The 20,537-nt window shown below is 66.6% G+C and carries 26 protein-coding genes; 21 read left to right on the top strand and 5 right to left on the bottom strand.

The window, feature by feature from the left end:
* Window positions 1-60: 60 nt before the first annotated feature.
* The 3 genes from sucD to sucC all read right to left on the bottom strand — a co-directional run bounded on the left by sucD (window position 61) and on the right by sucC (window position 2,722).
* Window positions 61-945 (bottom strand): succinate--CoA ligase subunit alpha, encoded by an 885-nt coding sequence (gene sucD / locus BLQ77_RS10500; protein WP_089958654.1) that lies wholly within the window; start codon window positions 943-945, stop codon window positions 61-63.
* A gap of 145 nt (window positions 946-1,090) precedes the next feature.
* Entirely contained in the window at window positions 1,091-1,441 is a 351-nt protein-coding gene (locus BLQ77_RS10495; protein WP_008883103.1) for a hypothetical protein, read from the bottom strand.
* Between the two features lie 87 nt (window positions 1,442-1,528).
* Entirely contained in the window at window positions 1,529-2,722 is a 1,194-nt protein-coding gene (gene sucC / locus BLQ77_RS10490) for an ADP-forming succinate--CoA ligase subunit beta (protein WP_008883498.1), read from the bottom strand.
* A 276-nt stretch (window positions 2,723-2,998) separates the two neighbouring features.
* On the opposite strand from sucC, the gene BLQ77_RS10485 reads away from it, so the two are divergent.
* Complete coding sequence (locus BLQ77_RS10485; RefSeq protein ID WP_089958650.1) at window positions 2,999-4,051, top strand: glycosyltransferase family 2 protein; 1,053 nt, start codon at window positions 2,999-3,001, stop codon at window positions 4,049-4,051.
* Between the two features lie 20 nt (window positions 4,052-4,071).
* On the opposite strand, the gene mdh is transcribed toward BLQ77_RS10485, so the two are convergent.
* Together mdh and BLQ77_RS10475 are read right to left on the bottom strand one after the other, a co-directional pair.
* Window positions 4,072-5,034 carry a malate dehydrogenase gene (mdh, locus tag BLQ77_RS10480; protein ID WP_008883250.1) on the bottom strand — a complete coding sequence of 321 codons (963 nt, stop codon included), beginning with the start codon at window positions 5,032-5,034 and terminating at the stop codon, window positions 4,072-4,074.
* A 272-nt stretch (window positions 5,035-5,306) separates the two neighbouring features.
* Window positions 5,307-5,624 (bottom strand): hypothetical protein, encoded by a 318-nt coding sequence (locus tag BLQ77_RS10475; RefSeq protein WP_089958647.1) that lies wholly within the window; start codon window positions 5,622-5,624, stop codon window positions 5,307-5,309.
* A gap of 299 nt (window positions 5,625-5,923) precedes the next feature.
* Here BLQ77_RS10475 and BLQ77_RS10470 point away from each other — a divergent pair, with 299 nt between their 5' ends.
* The 20 genes from BLQ77_RS10470 (at window position 5,924) to BLQ77_RS10380 (ending at window position 20,518) form a co-directional block, all read left to right on the top strand.
* Window positions 5,924-6,775 (top strand): HpcH/HpaI aldolase/citrate lyase family protein, encoded by an 852-nt coding sequence (locus tag BLQ77_RS10470; protein WP_089958643.1) that lies wholly within the window; start codon window positions 5,924-5,926, stop codon window positions 6,773-6,775.
* A gap of 42 nt (window positions 6,776-6,817) precedes the next feature.
* Window positions 6,818-7,363: an NnrU family protein gene (locus BLQ77_RS10465; RefSeq protein WP_089958639.1), complete on the top strand. Its 546-nt coding sequence runs from the start codon at window positions 6,818-6,820 to the stop codon at window positions 7,361-7,363.
* A 16-nt stretch (window positions 7,364-7,379) separates the two neighbouring features.
* Complete coding sequence (locus BLQ77_RS10460) at window positions 7,380-7,583, top strand: DUF1737 domain-containing protein (protein WP_089958635.1); 204 nt, start codon at window positions 7,380-7,382, stop codon at window positions 7,581-7,583.
* On the top strand, window positions 7,583-8,614 hold the full coding sequence (locus BLQ77_RS10455; RefSeq protein ID WP_089958631.1) for a MaoC family dehydratase: 1,032 nt from the start codon (window positions 7,583-7,585) through the stop codon (window positions 8,612-8,614). The genes BLQ77_RS10460 and BLQ77_RS10455 overlap by 1 nt, the downstream gene beginning before the upstream one ends.
* Before the next feature lie 125 nt (window positions 8,615-8,739).
* The gene (locus BLQ77_RS10450; RefSeq protein WP_040383622.1) at window positions 8,740-8,943 is read left to right on the top strand and encodes a hypothetical protein; all 204 of its coding nucleotides are present in this window, start codon (window positions 8,740-8,742) and stop codon (window positions 8,941-8,943) included.
* 231 nt (window positions 8,944-9,174) lie between these two features.
* Complete coding sequence (gene sdhC, locus BLQ77_RS10445; protein WP_008883312.1) at window positions 9,175-9,570, top strand: succinate dehydrogenase, cytochrome b556 subunit; 396 nt, start codon at window positions 9,175-9,177, stop codon at window positions 9,568-9,570.
* A gap of 13 nt (window positions 9,571-9,583) precedes the next feature.
* Window positions 9,584-9,955: a succinate dehydrogenase, hydrophobic membrane anchor protein gene (locus BLQ77_RS10440; protein ID WP_008883512.1), complete on the top strand. Its 372-nt coding sequence runs from the start codon at window positions 9,584-9,586 to the stop codon at window positions 9,953-9,955.
* An 18-nt stretch (window positions 9,956-9,973) separates the two neighbouring features.
* The gene (sdhA, locus tag BLQ77_RS10435) at window positions 9,974-11,779 is read left to right on the top strand and encodes a succinate dehydrogenase flavoprotein subunit (protein WP_008883099.1); all 1,806 of its coding nucleotides are present in this window, start codon (window positions 9,974-9,976) and stop codon (window positions 11,777-11,779) included.
* Window positions 11,779-12,336, top strand: coding sequence for a hypothetical protein (locus BLQ77_RS10430; protein WP_089958628.1), 558 nt, complete (start codon window positions 11,779-11,781; stop codon window positions 12,334-12,336). The genes sdhA and BLQ77_RS10430 overlap by 1 nt, the downstream gene beginning before the upstream one ends.
* Window positions 12,324-12,647: a hypothetical protein gene (locus BLQ77_RS10425; RefSeq protein WP_089958624.1), complete on the top strand. Its 324-nt coding sequence runs from the start codon at window positions 12,324-12,326 to the stop codon at window positions 12,645-12,647. Before BLQ77_RS10430 ends, BLQ77_RS10425 begins: the two co-directional genes overlap by 13 nt.
* 10 nt (window positions 12,648-12,657) lie before the next feature.
* Window positions 12,658-12,966, top strand: a complete 309-nt coding sequence (locus BLQ77_RS10420; RefSeq protein WP_008883004.1) for a hypothetical protein — start codon at window positions 12,658-12,660, stop codon at window positions 12,964-12,966.
* A 9-nt stretch (window positions 12,967-12,975) separates the two neighbouring features.
* Entirely contained in the window at window positions 12,976-13,755 is a 780-nt protein-coding gene (locus tag BLQ77_RS10415; RefSeq protein WP_008883535.1) for a succinate dehydrogenase iron-sulfur subunit, read from the top strand.
* A 219-nt stretch (window positions 13,756-13,974) separates the two neighbouring features.
* Window positions 13,975-14,133, top strand: coding sequence for a hypothetical protein (locus BLQ77_RS28730; protein ID WP_008883465.1), 159 nt, complete (start codon window positions 13,975-13,977; stop codon window positions 14,131-14,133).
* 72 nt (window positions 14,134-14,205) lie between these two features.
* A complete protein-coding gene (locus tag BLQ77_RS10410; RefSeq protein WP_089958621.1) occupies window positions 14,206-14,403 on the top strand; it encodes a hypothetical protein in 198 nt (65 codons plus the stop codon).
* Between the two features lie 212 nt (window positions 14,404-14,615).
* Window positions 14,616-15,824 (top strand): type III PLP-dependent enzyme, encoded by a 1,209-nt coding sequence (locus BLQ77_RS10405; protein WP_089959096.1) that lies wholly within the window; start codon window positions 14,616-14,618, stop codon window positions 15,822-15,824.
* A 185-nt stretch (window positions 15,825-16,009) separates the two neighbouring features.
* On the top strand, window positions 16,010-17,146 hold the full coding sequence (locus BLQ77_RS10400) for an ABC transporter substrate-binding protein (protein ID WP_207545834.1): 1,137 nt from the start codon (window positions 16,010-16,012) through the stop codon (window positions 17,144-17,146).
* A gap of 49 nt (window positions 17,147-17,195) precedes the next feature.
* Entirely contained in the window at window positions 17,196-18,116 is a 921-nt protein-coding gene (locus BLQ77_RS10395) for a branched-chain amino acid ABC transporter permease (protein ID WP_089958618.1), read from the top strand.
* On the top strand, window positions 18,113-19,093 hold the full coding sequence (locus tag BLQ77_RS10390; RefSeq protein WP_089958615.1) for a branched-chain amino acid ABC transporter permease: 981 nt from the start codon (window positions 18,113-18,115) through the stop codon (window positions 19,091-19,093). The genes BLQ77_RS10395 and BLQ77_RS10390 overlap by 4 nt, the downstream gene beginning before the upstream one ends.
* Window positions 19,086-19,835, top strand: coding sequence for an ABC transporter ATP-binding protein (locus tag BLQ77_RS10385; RefSeq protein ID WP_089958613.1), 750 nt, complete (start codon window positions 19,086-19,088; stop codon window positions 19,833-19,835). Before BLQ77_RS10390 ends, BLQ77_RS10385 begins: the two co-directional genes overlap by 8 nt.
* Window positions 19,832-20,518: an ABC transporter ATP-binding protein gene (locus BLQ77_RS10380; RefSeq protein WP_089958610.1), complete on the top strand. Its 687-nt coding sequence runs from the start codon at window positions 19,832-19,834 to the stop codon at window positions 20,516-20,518. The genes BLQ77_RS10385 and BLQ77_RS10380 overlap by 4 nt, the downstream gene beginning before the upstream one ends.
* Window positions 20,519-20,537: the final 19 nt, after the last annotated feature.

Raw genomic sequence — 20,537 nt, 5'->3', positions numbered from 1 at the left:
GGCCCATCAACGATTTCGTGTCCGCGGCGGACGGGACTGCCCGCCGCGGACGAAGATAGCTCAGCCCTTGATCGCGGCCATCACGGCCTCGCCGAGGGTGGCGGGGCTGTCGGCAACCACGATGCCCGCGGACTTCATGGCTTCGATCTTGGATTCCGCGTCGCCCTTGCCACCGGCGACGATGGCGCCGGCGTGGCCCATGCGGCGGCCCGGAGGGGCGGTGCGGCCGGCGATGAAGCCTGCGATGGGCTTCCAGCGGCCCTTCTTCTTCTGCTCGGCGATGAAGGCCGCGGCCTCTTCCTCGGCGGAGCCGCCGATTTCGCCGATCATGATGATCGCTTCGGTTTCCGGATCGTCGAGGAACATGTCGAGCACGTCGATGTGCTCGGTGCCCTTGATCGGGTCACCGCCGATGCCGACGGCCGAGGACTGGCCGAGGCCGAGGTCGGTGGTCTGCTTCACGGCTTCATAGGTCAGCGTGCCCGAGCGGGACACGACGCCCACCTTGCCGCGCTTGTGGATGTGGCCGGGCATGATGCCGATCTTGCAGGCGTCCGGGGTGATGACGCCCGGGCAGTTCGGGCCGATCAGGCGCGAGGAGCTGTCGATCAGGGCGCGCTTGACCTTCATCATGTCGAGAACCGGGATGCCCTCGGTGATGCAGACGATCAGCGGGATCTCGGCGTCGATGGCCTCGAGGATCGAGTCGGCCGCGAAGGGCGGCGGCACGTAGATGACCGAAGCATTGGCGCCGGTCACGTGCACGGCCTCGTGGACCGAGTTGAAGACGGGCAGGCCGAGGTGGTCTTGGCCACCCTTGCCCGGGGTCACGCCGCCGACCATCTTGGTGCCGTAGGCGATGGCCTGCTCGGAGTGGAAGGTGCCCTGCGAGCCGGTGAAGCCCTGACAGATGACTTTGGTATTTGCGTCGACGAGGACTGCCATGGTTGGCGTTCTCCCTAGTTGGCCGCGGAAGCGCGGCGCGCGTTTTGAGACGGCGCCGCGGGACGCGGGCCGGTGATACGGAAAGACAGCACACGGCCCAAGGGCGCGCGCTGTCCGCTCTGTTCGGTGAAGGGAAGGGGGGCCGTTACTGCCCGTCGCGTCCCGCGATCTCGTCCAGCGCCCGCGCCAGCAGGAGCGCAACGCCCCCCAGCATGAGCGAACGCCCGATGGAGTCCGTCACGTTGGCCGGCGCGAAGGTCTGCACGCCATCCCGACCGCGCTGCGCGGCACGGCGCCAGCGGCTGAGCCGCGGTCCGTCCCCCATGCGGTTGGGCTGCGGAACATGCCCGAACTTCGGCTTGGCGACCAGCAGAGCCGCTCCGATCGCGAGCATCCCGCCGGCATAGGCCACCGGCAAAAGCCGGTCGCGACGTGCCGGAAGCGGCTTCGCGGAGACGGTGGGCAGGGTGTTGCGGCCGGGCAGCTTGATCGACATGACGGAGTCCTCCTTTGCGGGGGGAACACGCCACGCGCGCGGAACGTTCCACGCCGTCGGTGATATGCTGCATCGACCGCACCCGGATCAGCCCTTCACGGCCTTCACGATCTTCTCGGCGCCATCGCTGAGGTTGTCGGCGGCGATCACGTTCAGACCGGAGTTCGCGATGATCTCCTTGCCGAGATCCACGTTGGTGCCTTCGAGACGCACGACCAGCGGAACCTGCAGACCGACTTCCTTCACCGCGGCGAGCACACCCTCTGCGATCACGTCGCAGCGCATGATGCCACCGAAGATGTTCACCAGGATGCCCTTCACGTTCGGGTCCGAGGTGATGATCTTGAAGGCTTCGGTCACCTTCTCCTTGGTTGCGCCGCCGCCCACGTCAAGGAAGTTGGCGGGCTCTGCACCGTAGAGCTTGATGATGTCCATGGTTGCCATGGCAAGGCCTGCGCCGTTCACCATGCAGCCGATCTCACCGTCGAGCGCGATGTAGTTCAGGTCGTGCTGCGAGGCGGCGAGTTCCTTGGGGTCTTCCTCGGTCTCGTCGCGCAGGCCGACGATGTCGGGGTGGCGGTAGAGCGCGTTGCCGTCGAAGCCGGCCTTGCAGTCGAGGCACTTGAGATCACCGTCGGTGGTGACGATCAGCGGGTTGATCTCGAGCATCTCCATGTCCTTCTCGACGAACATCCGGTAGAGGTTCGAGAGGAGGTTGGTGCACTGGCGGATCTGCTTGCCGGACAGCCCGAGGGCGAAGGCGACGCGACGGCCGTGGAAGCCCTGGTAGCCGACGGCGGGGTCGATGGAGAACGACAGGATCTTCTCGGGGGTCGAGGCTGCCACTTCCTCGATGTCCATGCCGCCCTCGGTCGAGCAGACGATGGACACGCGCGAGGTGACGCGGTCGACGAGCAGGGCGAGGTAGAATTCGGAGGTGATGTCCGAGCCGTCCTCGATGTAGATGCGGTTGACCTGCTTGCCTGCCGGACCGGTCTGGTGCGTCACCAGCGTGTGGCCGAGCATCCGGTTGGCTTCCTCGGCGGCCTCTTCGACCGACTTGGCAAGGCGCACGCCGCCCTTTTCGCCAGCCTCGGATTCCTTGAAGGAGCCCTTGCCGCGACCACCTGCGTGGATCTGCGCCTTGACCACCCAGAGCGGCCCGTCGAGCTCGCCCGCGGCGGTCTTGGCGTCGTTGGCAGTCAGCACGATACGGCCGTCGGAGACCGGGCAGCCATAGTCGCGCAGAAGCGCCTTCGCCTGATATTCATGGATGTTCATGAAAGAATCTTCCCGTCTTGCTGCGATTTCGGTGCCGGTATACCCATGCATATCGGCCTGCGTCAGTCGAAATATTGCCGGACCCCGCGAATTGCGAGCAATTTTTTCGCTTTGTGATCACACGTTTTGGGGCTGTGATCACAAATACCGGCGGACCCCGCCGATGTTAGCGCGTGACGGGCAGAATCACGCCGAACTGCCTGTCCGGTTGGCGATTGTGAGCTCGGGCCGGTCGCGGTATCGAGGAGGAAACCGCGACGAACGGAGGCCCGGGACGTGCAGAGACTGGTGAGATACGGCGAGGACCGGCACGATTCAACGGCGCTTCCGGTGGTCGCGCTGGCCCATAACGAGGTCAACATCCTCGCCGACTTCCTCGACCACTACCGCCGGATCTGCCGCCCGACCTTCCTCATCGTCGACGACCGTTCGACCGACGGCACCTCCGAGTTCCTCGCGGCCCAGCCCGACGTCACGGTGTTCCATCCGAAGCCGGACTCGCATTTCGGCACCGACAAGGCGGAGTGGCGCGGCGAGATCATGGACACGCTGTGCACCGGCCGCTGGAGTCTCGTGCCGGATCTCGACGAGCATTTCGTCTACCCGGGGATGCAGGGGCGCGAGATCGGGTCGTACCTCTCCGAGCTCGATGCCGAAGGCGCCGAGGTGGTGCTCACGCTGATGATCGACATGTATGGCGACCTGCCGCTGTCCGAGCACGTCTATCCCGATGGCAGCGGCCGCAGCCTCGCCGAGTGTTTCCCGTTCTTCGATGCACCTGCAGGCTTTCCCGAGGGCTACATCATGCGCCCGGTCACGCCCAAGGTGCTGGCCAAACACCCGTCGCCGCCGGTCATCTTCAACGGCGGCGCGCGGCACCGGCTGTTCTACCCCAAGCCCAAGGGGGCGGGGCCGCTCGCGACCTGGGTGGTGCGCAACCGCTTCGGGCTCGACCGGCCGGTGAACGCCGATGCGGGCTGGCTCGGGCGGAAGGTGTCGCGCAAGCTCTTCAGCGGTTCGCTCAACTGCACCAAGCTCGGACTGCTGCGCTGGAAGCGGGGGATGCGGTTTGCCGGCGGCCCGCACAAGGCCGACACCGCGCTGCGCTGTTCCGAGAGCATCGCCGCCTTCCTGCATTACCCGCTCACGCGCGGGCGCAAGGGGGTCGAGTACATCGCGCAGCGGGGACAGCACGCGGATGGCTCGGAGCATTACAAGCGGCTTCTGAAGGGGGGGACGCTGGAGCAGTCGCCGGTGTTTGGCGGCTCGAAGCGCTATACCGGTCCCGAGGACCTTGCCGGACTGATCCGGGGGGTGCCGGGGCGCTGAACCACGCCCCGGCGGGTGTCTTACGCGAGCGAGCTGTCGATGTCCTTGCACGCCTCGACGAGGCCCTTCACGGCCTTCACCGAGGTGTCGAACATCTCTTGCTCTTCCTTGTTGAGCTTGATGTTCATGATCTTCTCGATGCCACCGGCGCCGATCACGGTGGGCACGCCCACGTACATGTCGGACACGCCGAGGTCGCCGTCGCAGTAGGCGGCGCAGGGCAGGACGCGCTTCTGGTCCTTGAGATAGGCTTCCGCCATTTCGATGGCCGAGGTTGCGGGCGCGTAGAAGGCCGAGCCGGTCTTCAGCAGGCCAACGATCTCGGCGCCGCCGTCACGGGTGCGCTGCACGATGGCGTCCAGCTTCTCTTGCGTGGTCCAGCCCATCTCGACGAGGTCCGGCAGCGGAACGCCGGCGACGGTCGAGTAACGGACCGACGGCACCATGGTGTCGCCGTGGCCGCCGAGCACGAAGGCGGTGACGTCCTTCATCGACACGTTGAACTCGGTCGCGAGGAAGTGACGGAAGCGGGCCGAGTCGAGCACGCCTGCCATGCCGCAGACCTTGTTCGCGGGCAGCCCCGAGAACTTCTGCAGGGCCCAGACCATCGCGTCGAGCGGGTTGGTGATGCAGATGACAAAGGCATCCGGAGCGTTGTCGCGGATGCCTTCACCGACGGATTTCATGACCTTGAGGTTGATGCCGAGCAGGTCGTCGCGGCTCATGCCGGGCTTGCGCGCCACACCGGCCGTCACGATGCAGACGTCGGCGCCGGCGATGTCGGCGTAGTCTTGCGTGCCCTTCAGCGTGGCGTCGAAGCCTTCCGAGGGGCCGGACTCGGCGATGTCGAGCGCCTTGCCCTCGGGGGTGCCTTCGGCGATGTCGAAGAGAACGACGTCACCCAGTTCCTTCAGGGCTGCGAGGTGCGCAAGCGTGCCGCCGATCTGTCCCGCGCCGATGAGGGCGATCTTGGGTCTGGCCATGGATCTAATCTCCGCTCCATTTGACAATTCCGCCGCTTGCGTAAGGGTTTGCCTGCACAGGTGCAAGGGTGCTGCGGGAGGCCCGGGCGGCGCATGGCGCGGAGCGATTCTGAAATGATGGCGCTAAAGACAAGGAAAACGATAGGTTAGCATACGAACGGTCGCGCCCGCCCAGAGTGTGTAAATCACCACGTGAGGGGGCCGTGATTGCCGTCAAAAATGGCACTCGGGCGCGAGACCTTCGATTCTCGGACGGATCGTGCGGCCGTGCGTCACGCGTCGCTTTCCGGCTTCGGCAGCGCCTCGGCGAGGGTTTCGAACGCCTGTCCGCTGGCGACGAGACAGGTGACGCCCGCGGCGGAGGTCACGGTGATCGTCCAGGTGCCGGTCTCGCCCGAGGCGAACACCTCCATCATCGCGTTGTTGCTGCCGAGCCCGATGCTCCGGCGGGTCTCGCCGTATTTCGTGGCAAGCTTCTCGACGACCTGATCGCGCGGGGCGCAGGCGGGGTTCTGAGCGTGGGCCGTTCCGGCGGAGACCGCCGCGATCACGGCCGCCACGACTGTCGTAACTGCTTTCGTCGCATTCATCGCTTTGCCCTTTCGGCTGTGGCGCCGGGCCGAGCGGCTCTTTGTCCGCGTCCCGCGCCTGTCTTGCCCTCGGCTTCGGTTGGCTTCGCTCCCGCGGCGGGGACCGTTTCCGCCGCCTGTTCCGAGCCTGCGGAACAATGTCCAAGGAAAGGTTAACGGACCCGCGCGTTACCCCCTGCCAGGGCGCAACAGCTCAAATGCGGTGCTTTTTTCTGCGTCGCGGCACAAAGTCTCTTGCACTTTTCGCAAAAAACTGGCCTCTACCACGCAACATTATTTCTTCGAGAGGGAGGAGAAACATGGACCTCACGATGCGCCCCTACCGCTCGGTGCTCTATATTCCGGGCTCCAAGGACCGTGCTCTGGACAAGGCCCGGACGCTTCCGGTCGATGCGATCATCTTCGATCTCGAGGACGCGGTGTCGCCCGGAGAAAAGGAGGCCGCGCGCGAGACCCTCGCCGCGGCGCTGCGCCAGGGCGGTTTCGGCAAGCGCACGAAGATCGTGCGGATCAACGGGCTCGACACCCGCTGGGGCAAGGACGATGCGGTCGCCGCCAACGACATGGATTGCGATGCCATCCTGCTGCCCAAGGTCGAGAGCCCCGAACAGCTCGACGCGCTCGCGAAACTCACCGACAAGCCGCTCTGGGCGATGATGGAAACGCCGCGCGGCATCCTCAACGCCGCCGCCATCGGCGCGCACGAGCAGCTCTGGGGCATGGTCATGGGCACCAACGACCTCGCCAAGGAACTGAACTCGCGCTTCCGCGCCGACCGGCTGCCGATGCAGAGCTCGCTCGGGCTCTGCCTGCTGGCCGCCAAGGCCACGGGCTGCGTCATCGTCGACGGCGTCTACAACGCCTTCAAGGACGACGAGGGACTCAAGGCGGAATGCGACCAGGGCCGCGACATGGGCTTCGACGGCAAGACCCTGATCCACCCCGCGCAGGTCGCGATCGCCAACGACGCCTTCGCCCCGACCGAGGCCGAGATCGACCTTGCCAAGCGCCAGATCGAGGCCTTCGAGGCCGCCGGGAAGGCGGGGCAGGGGGTTGCGGTCGTCGATGGCAAGATCGTCGAGAACCTGCACGTGGCCACCGCGCAAAGCATCCTCGCGAAAGCGGATGCCATTGCTGCCATGACAGAATAATCGCACTGTGCCGGGAATTAGGTAAGACCAAAGGAGACACCCATGGTCCTTCTCATTCTCGGCGTCGCCCTGTGGTGGGCCGCGCACCTGTTCAAGCGACTCGCCCCGGCGCAGCGGGCGGCGATGGGCGACAAGGGCAAGGGGGCGATCGCGCTCGCCCTGCTGGTGTCGGTCCTGCTGATGATCTTCGGTTACCGCATGGCGGACGGCGCCTTCTTCTGGGGGCGGCATCCGGCGACGGTCGGGATCAACAACCTGCTGATGCTGGCGGCGCTCTATTTCACCTCGCCGGGCCCGAAGAAGGGCGCGCTCTTCTACAAGATGCGTCACCCGATGCTGACGGGCTTCCTGCTCTGGGCGGTGGCGCACCTGCTGGTGAACGGCGACGTGCCCTCCTTCGTGCTGTTCGGCGGGCTGGGCCTCTGGGCCATCGTCGAGATCATGGTCATCAACCGGACCGAGCCCGGCTGGACCCCGCCCGCGAAGGGCAGCATCGGCAAGGACGCGATGTTCGCGGCGATCAGCGTGCTGCTGCTCTTCGTGATCGGCTACATCCACACCTGGCTCGGCTACCCGACCTTCGGCTAACCTGTTGGAGCAAAGAATGAAGATCTACCGCTTTCTCTCCGAGGACGACACTTCCGCCTTCTGTCACAAGGTGACATCGGCGCTGAACAAGGGTTGGGAGCTCTACGGTCAGCCCACCTACGCCTTCGACGCCGCCAATGGTGTGATGCGCTGCGGTCAGGCCGTGGTGAAGGAGGCTGAGGGCGACTACACCCCCGACCTCAAGCTGGGAGAGCTCTGATGGCCAAGACCAACCCGGGCAGGTTCTTCGAGGATTACAGCATCGGCCAGGTGATCGAGCACGCCGTGCCGCGCACCGTCTCGGGCGGGGAGCGGGCGCTCTATCATGCGCTCTACCCGGCGCGGCATGCTCTTTATTCCTCGGACGAATTCGCCCGGGCCTGCGGTCTGCCGGCCTCGCCGCTCGACGATCTGGCGGCGTTCCACGTGGTCTTCGGCAAGACCGTGCCGGACGTGTCGCTGAACGCGGTGGCAAACCTCGGCTATGCCGAGGGGCGCTGGCTGAAACCCGTCTATGCCGGTGACACGCTGCGATCCTCCTCCGAGGTGATCGGGCTCAAGCAGAACTCGAACGGCAAGACCGGGGTGGTCTACGTGCGCACCACCGGCACCAATCAGAACGGCGAGACCGTGATGGAGTATTGCCGCTGGGTGATGGTGCGGAAGAAGGATCTCGACGCTCCGGCGCCCGAGACGGTGATGCCGGAGCTGAAGTCGGTGCTGGCGCCCGAGGATCTGGTGATCCCCGAGGGCCTGGATTTCTCGGCCTACGATTTCACCCTCGCGGGGGAGCCGCACCGTTGGGGCGATTACGAGCCGGGCGAGACCATCGACCACGTCGACGGCGTCACCATCGAGGAGGCCGAGCACATGATGGCGACGCGGCTCTGGCAGAACACCGCCAAGGTGCATTTCGACGCCACCTTCCGGCCCGACGGCCAGCGCCTGATCTACGGCGGTCACGTGATCTCGATGGCCCGCGCCCTGAGCTTCAACGGGCTTGCCAACGCGCAGATGATCGTGGGGCTGAACGGCGGCGCCCACGCCAACCCGTGCTTCTCGGGCGATACCGTCAAGGCCTGGACCGAAGTGCTCGACAAAGCCGACACGCCGGCGCCGGGCGTGGGCGCGATCCGGCTGCGGCTGGTGGCCACCAAGGGCGGGGAGTCCTTCACGCTTCGGGGCGAGGACGGCAAGTATCTGCCCGAGGTTCTGCTCGATCTCGATTACTGGGCGCTCATGCCGCAATAAGCTGCGGGGGAACATTTACTAAATCTTAGCGTTAGTGTTTCCCGATCTTTACAATCGAAGTGGTGAAAGAGAATACAATCGAAGTGGTGAAAGAGAATCGTCCTTTTTGCAGAAGAGGTTCCCCGATGTCTGGCACTCCGCTCCCAAGCGGCACGAGCGACGTTCTGGCGATGCCGGCGAGCAAGATCCCCGAAGCCATCGACGCGTTGGTCAAGCGCCGCAAGTTCAGCGGGCTCGTGTCCCGCATTCACCGGGATCTGAACTCGGCGGATCCCGCCCGCCGCAGCATGGGCGCCCTCGCGCTCAAGCGGCTGGGTTTCCCCGAGTGAGCCCTGGGTCCGCACCGTGCGGGCCTGCACAGAATCAAGTCCCCGCCCGGTTTTCCGCGACGCAGAATGTTAGCGTCGAGAATGTGATCACAGCTTTTTGGGTGTGATCACATATCCTGCCTATTTTTTCCAAAAGCGGGCAAAAAACGCGCTCGCTGCGCGTGCAGTCTGGTGACAGAGGGGGAGAAAACCCGCTAGAACCCGAGCACAAGGGAACCGAAAGGACTAGCCATGGCCGAAGCGAAACGGATCGAGCGCCCGCTCTCCCCCTTCATGTTCGTTCAATACTACCGCCTCCAGCTCACCGCAGTGACCTCTGTGATGATCAGGATCACCGGCAACGCGATGATGGTCGCGGTGCTCCTGCTGATCTGGTGGCTTCTCGCGCTCGCCGCGGGACCCGAATACTTCGAAACCGCCGAATGGTGGATCACCTCCTTCGTCGGCGACCTGATCATGTTCGGCTCGCTCTGGGCGATCTGGTACCATTACCTCGGCGGCCTCCGTCACCTCGTCTTCGACGCGGGCAAGGGGCTTGACATCGAAACCGCCGAAAAACTCGGCTGGATCTGCGTTTACGGGTCGGTCGTGCTGACGATCCTGACCGTGATCATCATCTGGCTCTGAGGGGGACGTCACGATGCGTTACATCACCGACCGCAAGCGCGCCGTTGGCAAGGGCTCGGCCCACACCGGCGCAGAGCATCACTGGTTCATGATCGTGTCCTCGGTCGCGCTGGCCTTCATGATGCCGGCCTGGATCTTCATCTTCGGCAACGCGCTCGGCTCCGGCTACGACGCGGCGCTGGCCACCATGTCGCGGCCCTTCCCCGCGATCCTCACCGCGCTCGTGCTGATCGTCGGCATGATGCACTTCCACAAGGGTGGGCGTGTGATGATCGAGGATTACACCGCCGGCACCACCCGCAAGGTTCTGATCATGGCCTACGTCGCCTTCAGCTACGTCATGATCGCCTGCGGGCTTTTCGCGCTCGTCAAGATCGCGCTCTGAGACAGGAAGACCAGGAAAATGGCTGCATACGAATACGAGACGCATACCTATGACGTCGTGGTCGTGGGGGCCGGCGGCGCCGGCCTGCGCGCCACGCTGGGCATGGCGGAGCAGGGCCTGCGCACCGCCTGCGTGACCAAGGTCTTCCCGACCCGCTCGCACACCGTCGCCGCACAGGGCGGCATCGCCGCGTCGCTGTCCAACATGGGCCCCGACAACTGGCAGTGGCACATGTACGACACCGTCAAGGGCTCGGACTGGCTCGGCGATACCGACGCGATGGAATACCTCGCGCGTTCGGCTCCCGCCGCGGTCTACGAGCTCGAGCACTACGGCGTGCCGTTCTCGCGCACCGAGGAAGGCAAGATCTACCAGCGGCCCTTCGGCGGCCACACCACCGAGTTCGGTGAAGGCCCGCCCGTGCAGCGCACCTGCGCCGCGGCCGACCGTACCGGCCACGCCATCCTGCACACGCTCTACGGCCAGTCGCTGAAGAACAACGCCGAGTTCTACATCGAGTACTTCGCCATCGACCTCATCATGAGCGATGACGGCGTCTGCCAGGGCGTGGTCTGCTGGAAGCTCGACGACGGCACCTTCCACATCTTCAACGCCAAGATGGTCGTTCTGGCCACCGGCGGCTACGGCCGGGCCTACTTCTCGGCCACCTCGGCGCACACCTGCACCGGCGACGGCGGCGGCATGGTGGCCCGTGCGGGCCTCGCGCTGCAGGACATGGAATTCGTGCAGTTCCACCCCACCGGCATCTACGGCTCGGGCTGCCTCATCACCGAGGGCGCACGGGGCGAGGGCGGTTACCTCACCAACTCCGAGGGCGAGCGTTTCATGGAGCGCTACGCACCGACCTACAAGGACCTCGCGCCGCGTGACTACGTCTCGCGCTCGATGACCATGGAGATCCGCGAAGGCCGCGGTGTGGGCGAACATGGCGACCACATCCACCTGAACCTGTCTCACCTGCCGGCCGAGGCGCTGGCCGAGCGGCTTCCGGGCATCTCGGAATCGGCGAAGATCTTCGCCGGCGTCGACGTGACCAAGGAGCCGATCCCGGTGCTGCCGACCGTGCACTACAACATGGGCGGCATTCCGACCAACTACTGGGGCGAGGTTCTGAACCCGACCGCGGACAACCCGAATGCCGTCGTTCCGGGCCTGATGGCCGTGGGCGAGGCGGGCTGCGCCTCGGTGCACGGTGCCAACCGTCTCGGGTCCAACTCGCTGATCGACCTCGTGGTCTTCGGCCGCGCTGCCGCGATCCGCGCCGGCGAGGTGGTCGACCGCGCCGCGTCCAAGCACGCGCTGAACCAGGTCTCGGTGGACAAGGCCTTCGACCGCTTCGACAGCATCCGCAACGCGGACGGCGATACGCCGACCGCCGAGCTGCGCCTCGAAATGCAGCGCACCATGCAGGCCGACGCGGCGGTGTTCCGGACCGACAAGACCCTCAAGGAGGGTGTCGAGAAGATGACCGCGATCGCCGGCAAGATGGGCGATCTCAAGGTCACTGACCGGACGCTGATCTGGAACTCGGACCTGATGGAATCGCTGGAACTCACCAACCTCATGCCCAACGCGCTCGCGACCATCGTCGGCGCCGAGGCGCGCAAGGAGAGCCGCGGGGCGCACGCCCATGAGGACTATCCGAACCGCGACGACGAGAACTGGCGGGTCCACACCATCAGCCGCGTCGAGGGCAACACGGTGACGCTGAGCCAGCGCCCGGTGGTTGTCGATCCGCTGACCACCGAAGCCGAGGGCGGCATCAGCCTGGCCAAGATCGCACCGAAAGCCCGGACGTTCTGATGAAGCCCGTGCTTTTCGCTGCCATTCTCACTCTTGCAGCCTTCGGGCCGAGCCCGGAAGCCCAGGCTCGGTTCCAGGCGCAGAGGGCAGCGATCTGGCAATGTGCGGGGCTGGAGGGGGCGACCCAGCCGCTTGCCATCGCGCAGAAATACCGCTCGGCGAATGGCGTGACCGCCAATTCCTACGTCGTGCTTGCCAGCCGGTCGACGCCGCCCGAGCTTGCGGGGCAGATCAATGCCTGCATGTTCGACGCGGTGGGCCGGCCCCCGCTCACCCCGATGCCGGCCCGGTCCTACGGGAACCAGGTCTACCCGGCAGCGACCCCGGCGGATCTGGGCAAGGCTCTCGATCCGTTGGACTCGGCGGCCTACCTGCGCCGGCTCGAAGGTGACGCGGGCGTCGCGGGCCCGATCATTGCGCAACCCGCGATGCGGAGCCTGCCGGCGACGGTGAAACGCGGAGCGGTCCCGGCCGGGGCGGTTCCGTTCCAGGCAAGCGCGTCCTGCCCTTCGGGCGTGCGCGGCATGTACCGGGGAAGGCTGCTATGCAAAGGCTGAGCGGCGTCCTCCTGGTGCTGGCGGTGTCCGGCTGCTCGCTGCTGTCCCCGGTCGAGGAGAACTCCCTCGCCCGCGAGACCGCGGCGCAGGCGGTGGCGCCGGTGCTGGCGCGCATGGCGCCCGGGGTGCCGACCGAGCGGGCCGTGGCCTGCACGCTCGACTTCGCGAGCCGTGGCCAGATCGAGGCGCTGGCGATGAACAGCGCCCTGGCCCAGAACGAACTGACCGACGATATCGTGACCGATATCCTCTACAAGCGGGGCACCCGCGACTGCATGCGTGGTGGCCCGTTCTACTGGCTGCTCTACTAGGAGACGTTTCTTGCGCAAGATTCTGCTACCGATCCTCTTCCTTGCCGCCTGCTCCGCGGAAAGCCAGGACGAGATTGCGCGCTCCGCGGCCCGGTCGACCACGTCCAAGATCGTGGTCGAGCAATTCCCGGGCGTTCCGGTGCAGCCGGCCCTCGACTGCATCATCAACAATGCCACCGCGACGCAGATCTACGCGCTTGCGGCGGACAGCGTGACCGGTCCGACGGAAAGCACCGTGCAGATCGTCCGAGAGATCGTCTCGAAGCCCGAGACACTAACCTGCCTGGCGGCCGAGGGGCTGCCGGCCCTCATCCGATAGGAGAGCGACATGGTTCAATTCACACTCCCCAAGAACTCGAAGATCCGGACCGGCAAGACCTGGCCCAAGCCACAGGGCGCGACCAACGTCCGGGCCTTCAAGATCTATCGCTGGAACCCGGAGGACGGCGAGAACCCGCGCGTCGATACCTATTTCCTCGACATGGACAAGTGCGGCCCGATGGTTCTGGACGCGCTTATCAAGATCAAGAACGAGATCGACCCGACGCTGACCTTCCGCCGCTCCTGCCGTGAAGGCATCTGCGGCTCCTGCGCGATGAACATCGACGGCATCAACACGCTCGCCTGCATCTACGGTCTCGACGAGATCAAGGGCGACGTGAAGATCTACCCGCTGCCGCACATGCCCGTGGTCAAGGACCTGATCCCCGACCTGACGCATTTCTACGCGCAGCACGCCTCGATCATGCCGTGGCTCGAGACCAAGACCAACCGTCCCGAGAAGGAGTGGAAGCAGTCCATCGAGGACCGCAAGAAGCTCGACGGTCTCTATGAGTGCGTGATGTGCGCTTCGTGCTCGACCTCGTGCCCGAGCTACTGGTGGAACTCCGACCGCTATCTCGGCCCGGCTGCGCTGCTTCACGCCTACCGCTGGATCATCGACAGCCGCGACGAGGCCACGGGCGAGCGTCTCGACGCGCTCGAGGACCCGTTCAAGCTTTACCGCTGCCACACCATCATGAACTGCACCAAGACCTGCCCGAAAGGTCTGAACCCGGCGAAATCCATCGCCGAGATCAAGCGCATGATGCTGAACCGGCACGTCTGAGACGGACCGTCCAACGACATCTCGACGCCGCGCTTTCCGCAAGCGCGGCGTCTTGCGTTTCGAAAGTGTCCTGCCAGCGGGGTGGGGGGGCGATGACCCTGCGGAACCATGCAGGAGCTGCAAAGCCCTGTTGCAGCATCGGGGGGTGTGCTGCGCTGCAGCAAAGGCTATCTAGACGTCCGAGGGGGGAAAGACGGACCGATACCGAAGGACCACCCGATGCAAGAGCAGACCAAATCGCAAATCGACGCCGCCGAGGCGCTTGCCATTCTCGAACAGGCCTATGCCTACTACCAGCCCGAACCCGTTCTCGTGCACGACACCGCCCGCGATGCGGACGAAGAGCCCGGCACCTGCGCCTACTACCAGGCCGCCTGAGGGCGTCCGGGGCGGAGCATCCGCCCTGCCGGCTGATCCCATGACACAGCGACCGATTTCCCGAGGCCGGCAATGATCTTTGCCGTCGGCCTCGTCGTCGCGTTCGTGATCCTGCTGCTCTACAACAGGAAACACCGGGACCGCAGGCTCTGCCGCTGGCGGGAATACCGCCAGGGCGATGTCTCGCGCTGGACCTGCATCCATTGCGGGGCCGAGACCGAAGGCAAGCGCGGCGAGCCGCCGCAACTGTGCCTGCGCGAACACGGCTGAGGCCGTCGCGCGAAAATTCTCCGAACCGCCCCGAAACGATCTTGATTGCGTGGTACTCCGGCGCCATATGCGCGTTCATAGACGCCAACGCACGCGCCTCTGTCGAGGTGGGGATCCTTCCCACGCGGTTACGTAGCGACGGTAACGTCTCCCTTGGAACTGAGCGGTCTGCGCCGGGAAACCGGAATGGCCGGGTCTGATTGGAGATGACCATGAACGCATACGTGACCGGGCTCGCTGCCCGTCAAACCCCTGTCTTTGCCGCCCCCGACCCGGAGACCGCACCGGAGCGCTCGCTCAGCCGCGCCGAGGCCTACGTGCGTGCGCACCGGTTCGAGCGCCCGACGCTGGTGATCGACACCCAGACGGTGGCGCGCCACTACGCCGCGCTGGCGCAGGGGCTCGGCCGTGCCCGCATCCACTACGCGGTCAAGGCGAACCCGGCGCCCGAGATCCTGCGCACGCTCACCCGCCTCGGCTCGAACTTCGACGCCGCCTCGCGCACCGAGATCGCCATGTGCCTCGCTGCCGGTGCCACGGCCGACCGGATCTCCTTCGGCAACACCGTCAAGAAGGTGTCAGACGTCGCCTGGGCCCATGCCCAAGGTGTGACCCTCTTTGCCGCGGACGCCGAGCAGGAGCTCGAGAAGATCGCCGAGCACGCGCCCGGCGCGCGCGTCTACATCCGCGTGATCGTCGAGAACACCGAGGCCGACTGGCCGCTCACCCGCAAGTTCGGCTGCTCGCGCGACAAGGTCCTGCACCTCTTCACCGTGGCGCGTCAGCTCGGCCTCGCGCCGGTGGGCCTGTCGTTCCACGTGGGCTCGCAGACCCGCCGCGCCCAGATGTGGGCGCCGGTGCTCGACCAGGTCGCAGCCATCTGGCACGCCGCCCGCGACGCCGGCCATGAGATGTCGCTGCTCAACATCGGCGGCGGTTTCCCGGCCTTCTACGGCGAGGCGATCGACGCGCCGGCCTGCTACGCGGCAGACGTCATGACCCTTGTGCACGAGCGCTTCGGCGACGTTCCCGAGGTGATGGCCGAGCCCGGCCGTGGCCTCGTGGCCGAGGCGGGCGCCATTGCCGCCGAGGTGCTGCTGGTCTCGAAGAAGTCCGACAACGACCTGCACCGCTGGGTCTACCTCGACATCGGCAAGTTCTCGGGCCTTGCCGAGACCATCGAAGAGGCGATCCGCTACCAGTTCCTCACCGACCGGGATCACGAGGACACCGGCGCCTGCATCCTCGCGGGGCCGTCCTGCGACAGCGCCGACGTGCTCTACGAGAAGCGCCCGGTCGAGCTGCCGCTGGGGCTGCGCGCCGGCGACCGCATCGTGATCCGCAACTGCGGCGCCTACACCTCGACCTATGCCTCGGTCGGCTTCAACGGCTTCCCGCCGCTCGACGTGGTCGCGATCTGAGACACCGACCGTCCAACCCTCACGGACAGGGCCGGGCCTTTGCGCCCGGCCTTTTTTGTGGCGCCCCTGCGGCGGGGCATGGCATGGGAAAGGTCCTGCATGGACATCGCTCGCATTTCCGTTAACCCTTGCGCGGCACGCCGGGCGGAGATCCGGCAGGGGGAACGAGAACAGGGAGTTTCGCAATGTCCATCAGAACGCTGCTCGCCGCCGCGAGCCTGGCGGCACTTGCCGCGAGCGCACAGGCCGAGGTGAAGGTCGGCATGATCACCACGCTGTCCGGCGGCGGTGCCAGCCTCGGCATCGACACCCGTGACGGCTTTCTGCTGGCGATGCAGAAGGCCGGGCGCGACGACGTCGAGGTGATCGTCGAGGACGACCAGCAGAAGCCCGACGTGGCGGTGCAGATCGCCGACAAGATGATCCAGTCCGAGAAGGTCGACATCCTGACCGGCATCGTGTGGTCGAACCTTGCCATGGCCGTGGTGCCCGCCGCCACCGCGCAGGGCAAGTTCTACCTCTCGACCAACGCCGCGCCGGCGCAGCTGGCGGGCAAGGGCTGCAATCCGAACTACTTCGCGGTCAGCTATCAGAACGACAACCTGCACGAGGCCGCCGGTGCCTATGCCAAGTCCGAGGGCTTCACCAAGCCCTTCATCATGGCGCCGAACTACCCGGCTGGGCAGGACAGCCTCAACGGCTTCAAGCGCTTCTACGGCGGCGAGCTGGCGGGCGAGGTCTACACCAAGCTCGGCCAGACCGACTACGCCTCCGAGATCGCGCAGATCCGCGCCTCGGGCGCCGACAGCATCTTCTTCTTCCTGCCCGGCGGCATGGGGATCTCGTTCCTCAAGCAGTTTGCCGACAGTGGCGTCGACCTGCCGGTGATGGGCCCGGCGTTCTCGTTCGACCAGAACATCCTTCAGGCCGTGGGCGACGCGGCGCTCGGGGTGAAGAACGGCTCGAACTGGTCCAAGGATCTCGACAACGAGGCTAACGCGGCCTTTGTCAGCGGCTTCGAGGAGGCCTACGGCCGCCTGCCGTCGCTCTATGCGGCCTATGGGTACGACACCGCGAACCTGCTGCTCTCGGCGCTGGACAAGGCCGAGCCTTCGGACGCCGAAGCCTTCCGCGCGGCGCTGAAGGAGGCCGCCTTCGACAGCGTGCGCGGCGAATTCTCCTTCGACACCAACCAGCACCCGATCCAGGACATCTACATCCGCGAGGTCATCCAGGAAGGCGACGTCTTCACCAACAAGATCGTCGCCACCGCGCTCGAGGACCGCTCGAGCGCCTATGTCGAAGAGTGCTCGATGAAGTGATCCTGCGGGGGCCCGCCGAGGCGGGCCCCCGACACGGCAAAGGCCTGAGATGTCCCCGATCCTGCTTGCAGAACAGGTCCTGAACGGCCTGCAGTCCGGCGTGATGCTGTTCCTGATGGCCGCCGGGCTGACGCTGATCTTCGGCGTCATGGGGCTCATCAACCTCGCCCACGGGGCGCTCTACATGGTGGGCGCCTTCGCCGCCGCGACCGTGGCGGGGCTCACCGGGTCGTTCCTGCTGGCGCTGGTCGCGGCGCTGGCCGCCGCCGCCGCCGCGGGTGCGCTGGTCGAGACGCTGGTGATCCGCAGGCTCTACGCCCGGGACCACCTTGACCAGGTGCTCGCGACCTTCGCGCTGATCCTGATCTTCTCCGAGGGCACGCGCTGGGTCTTCGGCTCCTTCCCGCTCTACCTCGACGTGCCGGACGCGCTCTCGGGCACGGTGACGCTGCCCGGCGGCATCGCCTATCCGCTCTACCGCCTCGCGCTGATCGTGATCGGCATCGCCGTGGCGCTGGGGCTCTGGTGGCTCAACAGCCGCACGCGGCTCGGCATCCGCATCCGCGCGGGCGAGAACGACCGCGAGATGATCGCGGCGCTGGGTGTCGACATCTCGAAGCTCTACACCCTGGTTTTCGCGCTCGGCGCGGGGCTGGCCGGGCTCGCAGGGGCGCTCGTCGGCGCCATCCAGTCGGTGCAGGTGGGCATGGGCGAGCCGGTGCTGATCCTTGCCTTCGTGGTCATCGTGATCGGTGGCATCGGCTCGATCCGGGGCGCGCTCATCGGCGCGCTGCTGGTCGGGCTTACCGACACGCTGGGCGGCGTGCTGTTGCCCGAACTTTTCAGGCTATTCATCGACCCGGCGAGTGCTGCGACCGCGGGCTCGGCCTTTGCGTCCATGGCGATCTACGTGCTGATGGCGGCGGTGCTGGTCTGGCGGCCGACCGGCCTGTTCGGAGGCCGGGCATGAGCCGCGAGGGGCTGGTCAACGCCGCCCTGCTGCTGGCGCTCGTGGCAGTGCCCGGCTGGGCGCTCTGGGCGGACGCGCCCTTCACCATCACGCTGGCCACCCGTGCGGTGATCTTCGCGCTGGCGGCGGTGGGGCTGAACATCGCGCTCGGCATGGGCGGGCTGGTGAGCCTCGGCCACGCGGTGTTCTTCGGCATCGGCGGCTACGCCATGGGCATCCTCGCGAGCCACGCGCAGAACTACACGCCGCTGATGGAATGGCCCTTCGAGATCGCCGGCACCAAGTCGATGCCGGTGATCTGGCTGGTGGCGGTGCTGGCCTCGGGGCTGGCGGCGCTGCTCATTGGACTTCTGAGCCTGCGTACCTCGGGCGTCTATTTCATCATGATCACGCTGGCCTTCGGGCAGATGATGTATTTCTTCGCCATCTCCTGGCCCGCCTATGGCGGCGAGGACGGGCTCTCGATCTACGTCCGCAACGGCTTCCCGGGGCTGAACACGCTGGACCCAATCCAGTTCTACGGGCTCTGCTTCGGGCTGTTGTGCCTCGTGCTGGTCCTGCACGCGCGGCTGATGCGCTCGCCCTTCGGCCTGGCGCTCAACGCGGCCCGGCAGGTGCCCGAGCGGGTGCGGGCGGTGGGGCTCGACCCGGTGCGGCTGCAGCTTGTCGCGCTGGTGATCTCGGGCGCCATCACCGGGCTTGCCGGGGCGCTCTTCGCGGACCTCAACCGCTTCGTGTCGCCCACCATGCTGAGCTGGCAGATGTCGGGCGAGATCATGGTCTTCGTCATCATCGGTGGCGTGGCACGGCTGTTCGGGCCGGTGGCGGGGGCGGGGTTCTACGTGCTGCTCGAGCACCTTCTGGGTGGGGTGAGCGAGTACTGGCAGATCTTTCTCGGCCTGTTCCTGCTGCTGGTGGTGCTCTTCGGCAAGGGCGGCCTCGTCGGCGTTCTGGCGGGAAGGGCGCGGCATGACTGAGCCGGTGCTGGCCACTCATGGGCTGCGCAAGGCCTACGGCGCGCTGCAGGCCAGCGACGGCATCACGCTCGACCTGAGGCCGGGCGAGATCCACGCCATCATCGGGCCGAACGGTGCGGGCAAATCCACCCTGATCGCCCAGATCTGCGGTGCGCTGACGCCGGACGAGGGGCGGGTGGAACTGCTCGGGCAGGATGTCACCGCCGAGACCACGCAGGCGCGCGCGGCGCGCGGGCTGGCGCGGACCTTCCAGATCTCGGCGCTGGCGATGCAGGACACGGTGCTCCAGAACGTTCTGCTGGGGGCGCTCGGCGCCAGCGGCCGGCCCTGGCGCTTCCTGTCGCGGGTGTCGAAGGACCGCGACCTGCGTGCCACTGCCGAGGCCGCGCTCGAGGCGGTGGGGCTGGCCGATCTCGCCGCGCTGCGCACCGCAGAGCTCAGCCACGGCCAGCGCCGGCAGCTCGAGGTGGCGGTCGCCCTGACCCTGCGCCCGCGCGCCTTCGTCATGGACGAGCCCATGGCCGGGCTGGGGCAGGAGGGCTCGCAGCGGCTGACCGTTTTCCTCGACGGGCTGCGGCAGCAGGCGCCGATCCTGCTGGTCGAGCACGACATGGACGCGGTCTTCGCGCTTGCCGACCGGATCAGCGTGCTGGTCTACGGACGGGTGATCGCCACCGGCACCGTGGACGAAATCCGCCGCGACCCGCTGGTGCGCGACGCCTACCTCGGAGACGGCGCATGACCCTGCTGTCCGTGACGCAGCTCACGGCCTCCTACGGCGCCAGCCAGGCGCTGTTCGGCGTGGACCTCGAGATCGCAGAGGGCGAGGCGCTGGCCATGCTCGGCCGCAACGGCATGGGCAAGAGCACCACGGTGCGCTGCATCTGCCGGATGATGCCGGCGCAGGGCACGCTGGTCTTCGACGGGCAGGACCTGTCGCGGCTGCCGAGCCACCGGGCGGCGCGGCTGGGCATCGGGCTGGTGCCCGAGGGGCGGCGCTGCTTCCGCGACCTCACCGTGGCCGAGAACCTCTTGGCGGCGGCCCGGTCCGGGCATTGGGACATGGGCCGCGTGGCGGCGCTCTTTCCCCGGCTGGGCGAGCGCCGGACCCAGCGCGCCGCGTCCCTGTCGGGCGGCGAGCAGCAGATGCTGGCCATCGGTCGGGCGCTGATGACGAACCCTCGGCTGCTGATCCTCGACGAGGCCACCGAGGGGCTCGCCCCCACCGTTCGGGCCGAGATCCGGGCCGCGATCAACACGCTCAAGCGCGAGAGCGGCATGGCAATGCTGGTGATCGACAAGTCGCTGAAGGAGCTGCGTATCGCCTGCGACCGGGCGGTGATCCTCGAGCGCGGGCGCAGCGTCTGGAGTGGCGAGATGGCGGCGCTCTCCCACGAGACGACCGAACGTCATCTGGGGATCTGAGCCCCGCGCGTCCTTGCGC

This window comes from Salipiger thiooxidans, from assembly GCF_900102075.1.
Lineage (GTDB): Bacteria > Pseudomonadota > Alphaproteobacteria > Rhodobacterales > Rhodobacteraceae > Salipiger > Salipiger thiooxidans.
Note: the sequence above shows the minus strand (reverse complement) of the source record. Positions and strands in the feature narration are given on the sequence as shown.

What these genes read in the sequence shown, in the direction of transcription:
- BLQ77_RS10380 (WP_089958610.1), top strand. Translation starts at nt 19,832, where the DNA reads ATGACCCTGCTGTCCGTGACGCAGCTCACGGCCTCCTACGGCGCCAGC.
- mdh (WP_008883250.1), bottom strand. Translation starts at nt 5,034, where the DNA reads ATGGCCAGACCCAAGATCGCCCTCATCGGCGCGGGACAGATCGGCGGC.
- BLQ77_RS10410 (WP_089958621.1), top strand. Translation starts at nt 14,206, where the DNA reads ATGATCTTTGCCGTCGGCCTCGTCGTCGCGTTCGTGATCCTGCTGCTC.
- BLQ77_RS10415 (WP_008883535.1), top strand. Translation starts at nt 12,976, where the DNA reads ATGGTTCAATTCACACTCCCCAAGAACTCGAAGATCCGGACCGGCAAG.
- BLQ77_RS10430 (WP_089958628.1), top strand. Translation starts at nt 11,779, where the DNA reads ATGAAGCCCGTGCTTTTCGCTGCCATTCTCACTCTTGCAGCCTTCGGG.
- BLQ77_RS10405 (WP_089959096.1), top strand. Translation starts at nt 14,616, where the DNA reads ATGAACGCATACGTGACCGGGCTCGCTGCCCGTCAAACCCCTGTCTTT.
- sdhC (WP_008883312.1), top strand. Translation starts at nt 9,175, where the DNA reads ATGGCCGAAGCGAAACGGATCGAGCGCCCGCTCTCCCCCTTCATGTTC.
- BLQ77_RS10440 (WP_008883512.1), top strand. Translation starts at nt 9,584, where the DNA reads ATGCGTTACATCACCGACCGCAAGCGCGCCGTTGGCAAGGGCTCGGCC.
- BLQ77_RS28730 (WP_008883465.1), top strand. Translation starts at nt 13,975, where the DNA reads ATGCAAGAGCAGACCAAATCGCAAATCGACGCCGCCGAGGCGCTTGCC.
- sdhA (WP_008883099.1), top strand. Translation starts at nt 9,974, where the DNA reads ATGGCTGCATACGAATACGAGACGCATACCTATGACGTCGTGGTCGTG.
- BLQ77_RS10455 (WP_089958631.1), top strand. Translation starts at nt 7,583, where the DNA reads ATGGCCAAGACCAACCCGGGCAGGTTCTTCGAGGATTACAGCATCGGC.
- sucD (WP_089958654.1), bottom strand. Translation starts at nt 945, where the DNA reads ATGGCAGTCCTCGTCGACGCAAATACCAAAGTCATCTGTCAGGGCTTC.
- BLQ77_RS10390 (WP_089958615.1), top strand. Translation starts at nt 18,113, where the DNA reads ATGAGCCGCGAGGGGCTGGTCAACGCCGCCCTGCTGCTGGCGCTCGTG.
- BLQ77_RS10465 (WP_089958639.1), top strand. Translation starts at nt 6,818, where the DNA reads ATGGTCCTTCTCATTCTCGGCGTCGCCCTGTGGTGGGCCGCGCACCTG.
- BLQ77_RS10475 (WP_089958647.1), bottom strand. Translation starts at nt 5,624, where the DNA reads ATGAATGCGACGAAAGCAGTTACGACAGTCGTGGCGGCCGTGATCGCG.
- BLQ77_RS10400 (WP_207545834.1), top strand. Translation starts at nt 16,010, where the DNA reads ATGTCCATCAGAACGCTGCTCGCCGCCGCGAGCCTGGCGGCACTTGCC.
- BLQ77_RS10470 (WP_089958643.1), top strand. Translation starts at nt 5,924, where the DNA reads ATGGACCTCACGATGCGCCCCTACCGCTCGGTGCTCTATATTCCGGGC.
- BLQ77_RS10385 (WP_089958613.1), top strand. Translation starts at nt 19,086, where the DNA reads ATGACTGAGCCGGTGCTGGCCACTCATGGGCTGCGCAAGGCCTACGGC.
- BLQ77_RS10425 (WP_089958624.1), top strand. Translation starts at nt 12,324, where the DNA reads ATGCAAAGGCTGAGCGGCGTCCTCCTGGTGCTGGCGGTGTCCGGCTGC.
- BLQ77_RS10395 (WP_089958618.1), top strand. Translation starts at nt 17,196, where the DNA reads ATGTCCCCGATCCTGCTTGCAGAACAGGTCCTGAACGGCCTGCAGTCC.
- BLQ77_RS10495 (WP_008883103.1), bottom strand. Translation starts at nt 1,441, where the DNA reads ATGTCGATCAAGCTGCCCGGCCGCAACACCCTGCCCACCGTCTCCGCG.
- BLQ77_RS10450 (WP_040383622.1), top strand. Translation starts at nt 8,740, where the DNA reads ATGTCTGGCACTCCGCTCCCAAGCGGCACGAGCGACGTTCTGGCGATG.
- BLQ77_RS10460 (WP_089958635.1), top strand. Translation starts at nt 7,380, where the DNA reads ATGAAGATCTACCGCTTTCTCTCCGAGGACGACACTTCCGCCTTCTGT.
- sucC (WP_008883498.1), bottom strand. Translation starts at nt 2,722, where the DNA reads ATGAACATCCATGAATATCAGGCGAAGGCGCTTCTGCGCGACTATGGC.